The following is a 12,010-nucleotide window of genomic DNA, read 5'->3' as shown; positions in this document are numbered from 1 at the left end:
ACAAGTATCAACTACTCGTCCGCCATCTTTCCGGTCATGCGGCCGTCGATCAGCAGATCCAGTGCATATTTGATGGTGGCGCGCTCGTCGTCGCTGAACTGCTTCAGCAATTCCGCCTCGTGCTGCATCGCCGCTGCCTGCGCCGGCTTGACGCGGGCGCGGCCACGGGCGGTAAGGTGCAAGGTGACGCGGCGGCGGTCGGCGGCCGCGCTCTTGCGCTGCAACAGTCCATCGCGCTCCATCCGGTCGAGAACTTTTGTCAGACCGGGTTGCTTCATCAGCGCCATCGCGGCCAGTTCGCCGACCGACAGGCCCTCGACATCCATCAGGCAGGCCAGCACGCGCCATTCCGGTACCGTGAGATCCCAGTCCTTGAGCCGGGCGTGGAATTCGCGCGAGACGTTGAAGCTGGCGCGTGCCAGCAGATAGGACAGATAGTTGCGGGCAAAGCTGTTGCTGGCCAGCTTTGGTGCACGGCGCAGTGCGCGGTCGATGCGGCGTAGTTCGCCGGAATGAAACACCAGCGGATCATGGTTACGTTCGACGAAGCGGACAACCTCGCCTACCAGGATGGTGTGGTCGCCACCGGGATAGCGTGCCCAGGTCTTGCATTCAAAGATCGGCGCCAGCCCCTCGATCAGGGGCGCGCCGGTGACGCCGGGCGCGTGCGTGATGTCAGCGAATTTGTCGGAGCCGCGCTTGCCGAACCGCATCGCCAGTTCGCCGTGATCCGCGCCGAGGAAGTGGATCGCGAAGGCATCGGCCGCCACGAAGGGATCGTGGCTCGGTGACGATTTGGCCACGCTCCACAGCACCAGAGGTGGATCGAGCGACACAGAGGAAAATGAATTCGCGGTCATGCCGACCAGGTGTCCGCCATGGGTCGCCGTAACCACGGTAACGCCGGTGGGAAACTGGCCGAGCGCCTGCCGGAACGGCACTGCGTTTACTCCCGGCGCGGCCGCCGCGACCTTGTCATCCGCCATCGCATTCGCCTGTTCTTCTTGACCGGCATGCCCCCGGGGAAATAGCCCGCACGCCGTGTTTTAACATTAAAAATATTCCTTTTCATGTAACATGACGGGTCCTATCATCCAACGATAATCGCTTTAAAACCTGGAGAAACCGCATGCTGGCAGATCGCATCGAGGCGAAATGGATCGACGCGTTCTGCGATATTTTCGAGCGCTGCGCGGTGAAGCCTGGCGATACCGCGGCGATTCTTTCCGAGACGCAGTCGCGCGCGCTCAACGTGCACATTGCCGAGCTGGCGCTGCTGCGGATGGGCGCGCGGCCGTTTCACGTCATCCTGCCCACCCCGCGCAACAGGCAGGTCGTACCGGTGCGCTCCACCGGCGCGTCGGAAGCGATCGGCCAGCTCGGTCCGGTGGTGTCAGCGCTGCAGCAGGCCGGCTTCGTGGTCGACTGCACCATCGAGGGCCTGATGCATGCCAAGGAGACGCCGGAGATCCTGAAGGCCGGCGCGAGGATCCTGGTGATCTCCAACGAGCATCCGGAAGCGCTGGAGCGCATGGTGCCGGATAGCGCGCTGGAGAAGCGGGTACGCGCGGCCGCCAAGATGCTGCGCGGGACCAGGCATATGAAGGTGACGTCGGCGGCCGGCACTGATCTCGACGTCAACATGGAAGGCGCGGCCACCGTCGGCGTCTGGGGCTGGACCGACAAGCCCGGCACGCTGGCACACTGGCCGGGCGGCATCGTGGTCAGTTTTCCGAAGAGCAACACCATCAACGGCACGCTGGTGATGGATGCCGGCGACATCAACCTGACCTTCAAACGCTATCTGACCTCTGCGGTTCGGATGACGCTGAAGGACGACTATGTCGTCGACCTCGCGGGCGAGGGCGCCGATGCCGAGATGATGAAGCGCTACCTTGCCGCCTGGGGCGACAGGGAAGCCTATGCGGTGTCGCATGTCGGCTGGGGCATGAATCCCAATGCGCGCTACGAGTCGCTGGCGATGTATGACCAGCGCGATACCAACGGCACCGAGATCCGCGCGGTGGCCGGCAATTTCCTGTTCTCGACCGGTGCCAATGAATTCGCCGGGCGCTACACTGCGGGGCATTTCGATCTGCCGGTGTTCAACACCACGATCGAGCTCGACGGCGTTCCGGTGATCAAGGCCGGCGTGCTGCAGGATGTGTTCGGGTGAGCCCTCTCCCCGTCATGGCGAGGAGCCCTTGCGACGAAGCAATCCAGTCTTCCCTTGTAATTCTCTGGATCGCCGCGTCGCGGAGTTTATCATCGGGCCGGCGAAGCCGGACCCGGTGGCTCCTCGCAATGACGCGGAAGGCGCTGTGCATCACAGCACCGGCGGCTTGGCCAGTTCAAAGTGCCGGAGTAGGCCGACAAACGCCGCCAGCCGCTGCTCTCGATAGGCATCGACATCCATTCCGGCATAATCGAGAAAGCCTTCGCCGCTACGGAGGCCGACCTTGCCCTCGGCCATGTTGCGGCCGATGATATCCGGCGCGGCGTAGCGATCGCTTTTCAAGGCACCGGTGAGGTACTGGCCTGCATAATGCAGAATATCGCCGCCGCCCCAGTCGACGAATTCCAGCAGCCCGAGCACCGCGAAGCGGAAGCCGAAACCGTATTTGATCGCCTTGTCGATATCAGCGGCTGACGCTACGCCTTCCTCGACCATGCGCGCGGCCTCGTTCATCGCCAGCACCTGGATGCGCGGCACGATGTAGCCGGGGCTCGCGGCGCAGATCACGGGCACTTTGCCGATACCCTCCAGCATTGCCTTCACGCGCGCGGTGATGGCGGGATCGGTCTTCGCGCCCGGCGACAGCTCGACCAGTGGCACCAGATAGGCCGGGTTGAGCCAATGCGCATTCAGGAAGCGCTCGGGATGCTCCACCGCGCCGGAAATGTCGTCGACCAGAATGGTCGAGGTGGTGGAGGCGATGATCGGCGTCGGCCCAGCCAGTTGCGAGGCCTTGGCCAGCGCGTCGCGCTTGAGGTCGAGCACTTCCGGCACGCCTTCGAAGATGATCGTCGCGCCCGACAATGCCGCGCCGGCGTCAGCTTCCGGCACGATGCTGACGCGGTCCATCAGGGTTTCGACATCGCCGGCGGCCAGCAGGCCGAAGCGCGCCATCGAGGCAAAGGTCTTGCGGATTTCGCCGAGCGCGTCGGTTTCCAGCGCGGCAAACTTGTCGGTCGCGCGCGTCTTGAAATCGATGATGGCGACGGGGTGCCCGGCATAGGCAAAGGCAACGGCGATGCCGCGACCCATGCGGCCGGCGCCGAGGCAGGCGATATTTGAATACACCGTCATGAGGCAAAACCTTCGCGCAGCAGTTTCAGCAGGCCGTCGCGGTCGAGCCCGCCAAGGCCGAGCGAGGCCAGCGTGCGGCCGCCCTGCAAGAAGTTCTCGCCGCAGATGGCGCCGCCGATCGCCAGGAAGGATCTGATCAGCGGCGTCTCGACGCCCGCGAGTTCGGCGCAGGACAGGAAGAATGACAGGCCGGTGCGCAGATCCTCGCGCATGTAGCGGTGCTCTGTGAGCACGATGTGCTCGCGCCAGTCGCCGGAATCGGTGAGGCGGTCATGCGAACCGCGACCATACATCCACTCGTCGCCTTGCTTGGCATAGTGGTCTGCCAGCGGAAAATGCGGGGCGGCATAGGAGAAGGCGTCGCGGATGGCGATGCGCTCGGCGTCGAGCGCGTCGGTGACGCGGCGGATCGCGGCTTGCGTGCCTTCCTTGTGGATGTCCCACGCCTCGAAATGCTCCAGCGGGCCGGCATTCATCACGATCAGCGGCGGATGAATGATCGGACCCGCATTCATCAGCGCGCCGGACAGCGCATCGCCGCACGGCTCGATCACGCCGGGGAAGGCCTTGTCGATCACCGCGACGGCGTGGTCGGACAGGCTGAGCGGGAATACCCCGGTCGGCAGCCGTTTGGCCCTGATGGTGATGGCGACCTCGAAAGGGCCGTGCTTGCGCGCCAGCCAGGGCAGCGTGCCGGTCTCGGCGAAGGCCACCTTGGCGTGGTTGCCGGCATCATGGGCGGCCTTGGCGAAGATCATCGAGCCGAAGGTCGCCGGCGGCAGATAGACCACCTGGCCGTCCGCGAGATGCGGTGCGAGCTGTCTGGCGATGTCCGGTTGTGCGAAGGCCGGCGTTGGGCACAGGATCAGCTCGACGTCACGGATGGCGTCGGCGATGTCCGTGGTGACCAGCGCGAGCTGGGTGTCGTGCGTGCCCTGCGCGTTCTTCACGACAATGCGTGAGCCGGCGGCGCGATGCGCGGCGACGGCATCGACGTCGCGACGCCAGAGGCGGACGTCGTGGCCCTGCAGGGCGAAGTCACCGGCCGCGGCGAACGATCCGTTGCCGCCACCCAGAACTGCGATTTTCATTGGTCGTCCTCGAACGGTTTAGCGGTAGGGTGGGTTGAGCCCTTGCGAACCCACCGCGGAGAAGGATGGGTTTCGCAAGTGCTCAACCCATCCTACGAAGGCGTACTTTGCTTCAATTTGAAATGCTGCACCTTGCCGAGCGCGGTGCGCGGCAGGTCGGTGACGAACACGATGTCGCGCGGCACCTTGAAGCGGGCGAGCTGGGTCAGCACATGGGCGCGTAACGCATCGGCCGTGCAGCTGCGGTCCGGCCGCAGCATCACATAGGCCACCGGGACTTCCTGCCATTTCGGATCGGGCAGGCCGACGACGCCGACCTCGGCGACATCGGGATGCTCCAGCAGCACGCGCTCGATCTCGGCCGGATAGATGTTCTCGCCGCCGGAGATGATCATGTTCTTCTTGCGGTCATGGACCCAGAAATAGCCGTCGGCGTCGCGGGTGCCAATATCGCCGGTGCGGTACCAGCCATCATGCAGTGCTTCGCGGGTGGCGGTCTCATTGCCCCAATATTCGAAGAAAACGTTGGGGCCGCGCACGGCGATCTCGCCGGAGGTGCCGGCCGGCAATTCGGCGCCGGACTCATCGATGATCATGGCCTCGCAGCACAGGCCAGGCAGGCCGGTCGACCCGGCGCGGGACAGGTCGCCGCCCAGCCGCGTATACACCGAGATCGGGCAGGTCTCGGTAGAGCCATAGACCTGCAGTACCGGAATGTGGCGCGCGATGAGGCGGGCGATCAGATGCGGCGGCACGATCTGCGAGCCGGTCGACACCGCCTTCAGGCAGGAGACGTCGGCTTCGGCCCAGCCCGGGTGCTCGCTCATCGCCTGGATGATGGCCGGGACCCACACCGTCAGCGTCGGCCGGTTGTGGACGATGGCCGCCAGCGTGGTGTCCGGGGTGAAGCGCGCGTGGATGGTCACGGTGGCGCCGTGATGCAGCGCCGGTGTGGTCTGGATGTTGAGCCCGCCGACGTGAAAGAACGGCAGCACGGTCAGCACGTGATCGTCGGAAGTCAGGCCATGCATGTGCTGGCTCATCATCCCGTTCCACAGCAGCGCCTCCTGGCGCAGCACCGCCCCCTTGGGGCGGCCGGTGGTGCCGGAGGTGTAGACGATCAGCAGCGGACAGGCGAGGTCGGTATGCGGGTTGCGGCCGTCGCCCGAAGCCTTCGCCAGCAGCGCATCGAACGTCTCGCCGGCGGGCGGGTCAAAATCGAGCGCGACGATCCGGGTATCCGGCAACTCGGTGGCGAGCGCCGGCAGGATGCCGGCGAATGCTTGCTCCAGCACCAGCACCTTGACCGAGGCATCGGACAGGATGAACAATTGCTCGGCCACGGCCAGCCGCCAGTTCAGCGGCACCAGCATCGCACCGAGCCGGGCGCAGGCATAGAGCAGCACCAGATAGTCCGGCCGGTTCAGGCTCAGGATGGCGACGCGGTCGCCGCGGCCCACGCCGCATTCGGCCTTCAGCGCCTTGGCCGTGGTCTCGATCCGCGCGTTGAAGGCGGCATAGCTGAGCGTCGCGCCCTCGAAATGGATCGCGGGCTTGTCCGGCGTGAAGGCGGCGTTGCGGGCGATGAGGTGCGAAAGATCCACGATCAATGATCCGGTCTGGGTTAGTCTGGTGTCCCGGACGCGATGCGGCATCCTTATGCCGCTTCGCAGAGCCGGGATCCCGGTTATTTGGCCCGGGTGGTTTTAGACACCGGGACCCCGGATCTGCGGCGCAACACGTCGCAAGACCGACGCGCCGCGCCGCGTCCGGGGAACGATGAACATGACGTTCGTCGTTTTACTCGTCCTTCTCGCCTGGCTCGTACAGCGCTTCGCGGCCGATGCGGTCGAGGCAGAGTTCCGCGGTCCAGGGCAGCATCAGCGCGCCGCATCGGCTGTCGCGATAGATGCGTTCCAGCGGCAGCGACTTCAGCATCGCCTGGCCGCCGCAGGTGCGGATCGCCAGCGTGGCGATCTCATTGGCGCCTTCCATCACGGAATATTGCGCGGCATAGGCGCGCAATACCTGTTCCTTGCTCGGATTGGCGCCGGCCTCGGTGATCGCCTGGAACCAGATGCCCTTGATCTGCTCCAGCTTGATTTGCATCTGCGCCACCGCGATCTGCTTGGTCGGGTACATCCGTCGCTTGACCGGCGGCGTGCCCGGCACTTCGCCGCGCAGATACTTGACCGTGAAATCATAGGCCGCCTGCGCGAGGCCGACATAGGTCGGCGACAGCGTCAGGAACATATGCGGCCAGCGCATCGCCGCCTGGAAATACACGCCGCGCGGCATCAGCGCCGCGTCATGCGGCACGAATACATCCTTGAAGATGAGCGTGCGCGACACGGTGCCGCGCATGCCCAGCGGATCCCAGTCGCCGACCACCGACACGCCGTCGGCCTTGGCGGGCAGCGCCAGATACAGCGTGTTGCGGCGCGAGGCCTTTTCGCCGTCGAGCATCTCGGTGCACAGCACGCCGTAATAATCGGCATGGCCGGAAAGTGACGCAAAGATCTTCTTGCCATTCACCAGCCAGCCGCCGTCGACCGGCCTGGCTTCCGTGCCGAATGCAACGCCGCCGGCAGCGGCAGCGCCGCCTTCGGAGAACGGCTGCGAATAGATCGCACCATCTTCGACGATGCGCTTGTAATGGATCGCGCGGCGGCGCTCTTGGTCGGCGCGGGTGACGTCGTCCATGTCGAGGTCGTCGGCGAGCGGGCCGGACCACAGCGTCGAGCAGACATGCATGTTCCAGGTCAGCGCGGTGGCGCCGCAATAGCGGCCGATTTCGGCGGCGGTCATCGCATAGGTCTGGTAGTCGGCGCCGAGCCCGCCATGGGCTTTCGGAATCGCGATGCCGAGCAGGCCAGCGGCATGCAAATCCTTGTAGTTGTCGGCGGGGAAGCGGGCTTCCTTGTCCCAGATCGGCGCACGGCCGGCGAACACCGTCTGGCCCAGCGTGCGGGCGCGGGTCATGATCTCGGCCTGCTCGTCGGTCAGGCCATAGGCCCTGGGGTCGAAGATCGGTCTGTCGAGCGCGATGGCGTCAAGGTCGAGTTTGGTGGGCATGGTCATGAGGATGTCCCCGAAAGTTCGTGGGTGGTGGACAGGAAATCGTTGATCACTTCGTTGAATTCATCGGGGCGTTCGAAACTCGCGAGGTGGCCGACGCCTTCGAGTTCGACATAAGTCGACCCCTTCACGGCGGTCGCCATCTTCGCCATCGTCTTGGCCGGCGCGTTATTGTCCTTTGAACCCGACAGCAACAGCGTGGGCACTGCGATGTCGGCCATGTTCTTGCGCAGGTCGAAGCCGATCATCGCCATCATCGAGGAGCGATAGGTTTCGGGCCTGACCGAAGCCATGCAGTCCTGCGCCAGCGCGATGCCGGCGGGATCGGCATCGTCGCCGATCAGGCCCTGCACCAGCTTCGGGGCCATCGAGACCATGGACTCGCCGCGGTCGAGCGGACCCAGCCGGGCGTCGATGAAATTCTTCTGCCACTCGCCGTCGGAGCTGCCGAAGGCGGAAGTCGTCTGCGCCAGCACCACCGCGCCGGCGAGGTCCGGGTACTTGGCCAATAATTGCTGCACCACCATGCCGCCGATCGAGTGGCCGACCAGTACCGGCTTGATGACGCCGAGCTGCGCGAGAAAATCCTTCAGCGCCTCGGCGAGCGCGGACATGGTGACCTCGGGCAATTGGGGCGAACCGCCATAGCCCGGCATGTCCCAGCCGATCGCGTGATAGCGGTCGCCAAATACATCGATCTGGTGGCGCCAACCGCGCCCGGCGCCGCCGATGCCGTGTAAAAACACCAGCGCGGGCAGGCTGCTGTCTCCCGACGCTTGATAGCCGAAGCGGCCGTCCTTCGTCATCATGGCTGCGGTTTCAGGCATGGCGCATCTCCCTTGCAGGGTGGAACGCGATCAATCCTAGCAGGATGGATTTATATGAAAAGCGATAGTTTTAGACTTAAAGGGCTGTCGGATGCCTAGCGCGTGGGCATTTCGCACCGCGGCATTTCCGGAATTCACCGCATGGCTAGTGTTCGCAATCGTTTTAGGTTTAAAATAATTCGGTTGCCGGAGCGCAGGGAAGTAATCATGTCCGACCAGTCCTTTCTATCGTGGCCGTTTTTCGAGGATCAGCACCGCCAACTCGCCGCGGAGCTGGCGCGGTGGGCCGAAGTCCATGTGCCAGACCTGATCGACCATGATGACACCGACGGCTCGTGCCGGCGTCTGGTGAAGGCGATGGGCGACGCCGGCTGGTTGCGCGCAGCGGTACCGGCCAGTCACGGCGGACTGTATCCGACCTTCGATGTGCGCACGCTGTGCCTGGTGCGCGAGACGCTGGCCTATGTCAGCGGTCTCGCCGATTTCGCCTTCGCCATGCAGGGGCTCGGAACCGGTCCGATCAGCCTGTTCGGCTCCGACGATCTGAAGGCGCGCTATTTGCCACGCGTGGCCAAGGGCGAGGCCATCGCCGCGTTTGCGCTGTCGGAGACCGACGCCGGGTCCGATGTGGCCGCCATGACCACGAGCGCCGTGCCTGACGGTCATGACCACGTCCGCATCAATGGCAGCAAGACCTGGATTTCCAATGGCGGTATCGCCGATCATTACGTCGTGTTCCTGCGCACTGGCGAAGCCGGCAGCCGCGGCATCAGCGCCTATGTCGTCGATGCCGATACGCCCGGCCTGACGATCGCCGAGCGCATCGATGTGATGGCGCCGCATCCGCTGGCGACGCTGCGGTTCGATGATTGCCGCGTGCCGGTGACCAACCGGATCGGCCGCGACGGCGAAGGTTTCAAGGTGGCGATGGCGACGCTCGACGTGTTTCGATCGACGGTCGGCGCCGCCGCGCTGGGCCTCGGCCGTCGTGCGCTCGACGAGGCGGTGCATCGCTCGGTGACGCGAAAGATGTTCGGTCATACGCTCGGCGATCTGCAATTGACGCAGGCCGGTCTTGCCGACATGGCGACCGACATCGATGCCTCGGCGCTGCTGGTCTATCGCTCCGCCTGGACCAAGGACCAGGGCGCGCCGCGCATCACGCGGGAAGCCGCGATGGCCAAGATGTATGCCACCGAAGCCGCGCAACGCGTGATCGATCGGGCGCTGCAGATGTTTGGCGGGCTCGGCGTCCAGAAGGGCGTCAAGGTCGAGGAACTGTACCGCGAAATCCGCGCGCTGCGGATCTATGAAGGCGCGACCGAAGTGCAGAAGGTGATTATCGGCCGCGAACTGATCAAGACCGCGCAGGCGGTGGCCCATGTCTGACCTGTCAGGCTCGCACGCGCTGGTGACCGGCGGGGGACGCGGCATTGGTCGGGCCATCGCCGCTTCGTTGCGGCAGGCTGGCGCGACCGTGACCATCCTGGGCCGCAACCTCGCCACGCTGAACGAGGTGGTCGCCGCCGGGGATGCGCATCATGCCATCGCCGCCGACGTATCCAATCAAGCGGGGCTCGCCGCGGCCATCGCGCAGGCTGCCGCTCGACAACCGATCGATATACTCGTTGCAAACGCGGGTGCCGCGGAATCCGCGCCGTTCGGCCGCTCCGATGCGGCGCTGTTTCAGCGCATGATGGACGTCAATTTCATGGGCGTGGTGCATGCGGCGCAAGGGGTGCTGCCCGGCATGGTCGCGAACAAGCGTGGTCGTATCGTCGCCATCGCATCGACGGCGGGGCTGAAGGGCTATGGCTATGTCACCGCCTATGCCGCCGCCAAGCACGCGGTGATCGGGCTGGTGCGCTCATTGGCGCTGGAGGTGGCGAGCAAGGGCGTCACCGTCAACGCCGTGTGCCCGGGTTTCACCGAGACCGATCTGCTGGAAGGCAGCATCGACAACATCATCAGCAAGACCGGCCGCACCCGCGAGCAGGCGGTTGCCGAACTCGCCCGACATAATCCGCAGGGCCGGCTGGTGACGCCGGCGGAAGTCGCCGACGCCGTGCTGTATCTGTGCGGCGCGGGCGCCAGCGCGGTCACCGGGCAGAGCCTCGTCGTCGCCGGCGGCGAGATTTGATCCAGCGCAACTAACCAACAACAGGCTACTGGGAGTTCACATGCAAAAATTCGCCAACCCCGTCACGCTGCCGCTTCGTGACTACGCGCCACAGCATTTTCTGCTCGCGGTGGTCGATGGGGTCGCTCAGGTGACGCTGAATCGGCCGGAGCGCAAGAACCCGCTGACCTTTCAGAGCTACCGCGAACTCACCGACTTCTTCCGCGCCTGTGCGATGGACGATGACGTCAAGACCATCGTCATCACCGGCGCCGGCGGTAATTTTTCGTCCGGTGGCGACGTGTTCGAGATCATCGGCCCGCTGGTCGAGATGAACACCAGGGACCTCACCGCCTTCACGCGGATGACTGGCGACCTGGTCAAGGCGATGCGCGCCTGCCCGCAGCCGATCGTGGCCGCCGTGGAAGGCATCTGCGCCGGTGCCGGCGCCATCATGGCGATGGCCTCCGATTTGCGGATTGCCGCGACCGGCGCCAAGGTCGGCTTCCTGTTCAACAAGGTCGGTCTCGCCGGCTGTGACATGGGCGCGTGCGCCATCCTGCCGCGCATCATCGGCCAGTCGCGGGCCTCGGAGCTGCTCTATACCGGCCGCTTCATGACCGCGGAGGAAGGCGAACGCTGGGGCTTCTTCAGCCGTATCGTCGCGCCGGAGCAGGTGCTGGCCGAGGCGCAGGCGCTCGCCAGGCAGATCGCCGAGGGCCCGACCTATGCCAATACCATGACCAAGCGCATGCTGGCGATGGAATGGGCGATGTCGGTGGAAGAGGCGATCGAGGCCGAGGCGGTGGCGCAGGCTTTGTGCATGACCACCGAGGATTTTGCCCGCGCGTTTCATGCCTTTGCGAACAAGGCGAAGCCGGTGTTTCAGGGCAATTAAATGCAGATTTGGCGAGCTGGTTTCCCGGACGCGTTGCGGCATTCTTATGCCGCTGCGCAGATCCGGGATCCCGGTTTTTTGGCGCACAACCGGGACCCCGGATCAGCTGCGCACCACGCCCCAAGTGGGGCGCGCTGCGCAGCATCCGGGGAACGGGCCTGCGTACCATGCAGCCACTGCCGCCCAAACAGGCTTGCACGAAAATGCTTTAAGATTAAAATATCTGGGTTGAAGCTCTACGGGAGGCTGGCATGAAGATCGCGATCATTGGTGGCGGGCCCGCGGGGCTGTATGCGGCGATCCTGCTGAAAAAGCAGCGGCCGCAAGCCGACATTACCGTCCATGAGCGCAGCCGGCCCGATGACACCTTCGGCTTCGGCGTGGTGTTCTCCGATGCCACGCTCGACAATTTCGAGAAATACGACTTGCCGAGCTACCAGCGCATCACCCAGGAATTCGCCTATTGGGATGATATCGCCGTGCATTTCCGTGGCACCGTGCACCGCGTTGGCGGCAATGGGTTCTGCGGCTGCTCGCGCCGCACGCTGCTGTTGATCCTGCAGGAGCGCGCCCGTGAACTCGGCTGCAAGCTGCTGTTCGAAGTCGACGTCACCGACGAGACGCAGTTCGCCGACGCCGACCTGATCGTGCTCGCCGACGGCATCAATAGCCACTTCCGCAACAAAT

At 64.8% G+C, this 12,010-nt stretch carries 11 protein-coding genes; 5 read left to right on the top strand and 6 right to left on the bottom strand.

Annotation, left to right across the window (positions count from 1 at the left end):
- Positions 1-11: 11 nt before the first annotated feature.
- The gene (locus tag Q0S16_RS18925; RefSeq protein WP_295851418.1) at positions 12-986 is read right to left on the bottom strand and encodes a flavin reductase; all 975 of its coding nucleotides are present in this window, start codon (positions 984-986) and stop codon (positions 12-14) included.
- A 143-nt stretch (positions 987-1,129) separates the two neighbouring features.
- Here Q0S16_RS18925 and Q0S16_RS18920 point away from each other — a divergent pair, with 143 nt between their 5' ends.
- The gene (locus tag Q0S16_RS18920; protein WP_295851415.1) at positions 1,130-2,176 is read left to right on the top strand and encodes a peptidase M29; all 1,047 of its coding nucleotides are present in this window, start codon (positions 1,130-1,132) and stop codon (positions 2,174-2,176) included.
- A 150-nt stretch (positions 2,177-2,326) separates the two neighbouring features.
- Here the strand turns inward: Q0S16_RS18920 and Q0S16_RS18915 are convergent, their stop codons facing one another.
- The 5 genes from Q0S16_RS18915 to Q0S16_RS18895 all read right to left on the bottom strand — a co-directional run bounded on the left by Q0S16_RS18915 (position 2,327) and on the right by Q0S16_RS18895 (position 8,306).
- Positions 2,327-3,310 carry a 3-hydroxybutyryl-CoA dehydrogenase gene (locus Q0S16_RS18915; protein ID WP_295851413.1) on the bottom strand — a complete coding sequence of 328 codons (984 nt, stop codon included), beginning with the start codon at positions 3,308-3,310 and terminating at the stop codon, positions 2,327-2,329.
- Positions 3,307-4,401, bottom strand: coding sequence for an NAD/NADP-dependent octopine/nopaline dehydrogenase family protein (locus Q0S16_RS18910; protein WP_295851410.1), 1,095 nt, complete (start codon positions 4,399-4,401; stop codon positions 3,307-3,309). The genes Q0S16_RS18915 and Q0S16_RS18910 overlap by 4 nt, the downstream gene beginning before the upstream one ends.
- 92 nt (positions 4,402-4,493) lie before the next feature.
- Positions 4,494-6,005: a long-chain-fatty-acid--CoA ligase gene (locus Q0S16_RS18905; RefSeq protein ID WP_295851407.1), complete on the bottom strand. Its 1,512-nt coding sequence runs from the start codon at positions 6,003-6,005 to the stop codon at positions 4,494-4,496.
- Positions 6,006-6,201: 196 nt separating this feature from the next.
- A complete protein-coding gene (locus tag Q0S16_RS18900) occupies positions 6,202-7,482 on the bottom strand; it encodes an acyl-CoA dehydrogenase family protein (protein ID WP_295851404.1) in 1,281 nt (426 codons plus the stop codon).
- Complete coding sequence (locus Q0S16_RS18895) at positions 7,479-8,306, bottom strand: alpha/beta hydrolase (RefSeq protein ID WP_295851401.1); 828 nt, start codon at positions 8,304-8,306, stop codon at positions 7,479-7,481. The genes Q0S16_RS18900 and Q0S16_RS18895 overlap by 4 nt, the downstream gene beginning before the upstream one ends.
- Before the next feature lie 207 nt (positions 8,307-8,513).
- Here Q0S16_RS18895 and Q0S16_RS18890 point away from each other — a divergent pair, with 207 nt between their 5' ends.
- The 4 genes from Q0S16_RS18890 to Q0S16_RS18875 form a co-directional block, all read left to right on the top strand.
- Positions 8,514-9,695 carry an acyl-CoA dehydrogenase family protein gene (locus Q0S16_RS18890; RefSeq protein ID WP_295851398.1) on the top strand — a complete coding sequence of 394 codons (1,182 nt, stop codon included), beginning with the start codon at positions 8,514-8,516 and terminating at the stop codon, positions 9,693-9,695.
- The gene (locus Q0S16_RS18885; RefSeq protein WP_295851395.1) at positions 9,688-10,446 is read left to right on the top strand and encodes an SDR family oxidoreductase; all 759 of its coding nucleotides are present in this window, start codon (positions 9,688-9,690) and stop codon (positions 10,444-10,446) included. Before Q0S16_RS18890 ends, Q0S16_RS18885 begins: the two co-directional genes overlap by 8 nt.
- Before the next feature lie 40 nt (positions 10,447-10,486).
- Positions 10,487-11,323: an enoyl-CoA hydratase family protein gene (locus Q0S16_RS18880; RefSeq protein ID WP_295851392.1), complete on the top strand. Its 837-nt coding sequence runs from the start codon at positions 10,487-10,489 to the stop codon at positions 11,321-11,323.
- A gap of 251 nt (positions 11,324-11,574) precedes the next feature.
- A partial coding sequence (locus tag Q0S16_RS18875; RefSeq protein ID WP_295851387.1) for an FAD-dependent monooxygenase occupies positions 11,575-12,010 on the top strand: 436 nt, incomplete at its 3' end.

This window comes from Tardiphaga sp. (assembly GCF_025356345.1).
Taxonomy (GTDB): Bacteria; Pseudomonadota; Alphaproteobacteria; order Rhizobiales; family Xanthobacteraceae; genus Tardiphaga.
Note: the sequence above shows the minus strand (reverse complement) of the source record. Positions and strands in the feature narration are given on the sequence as shown.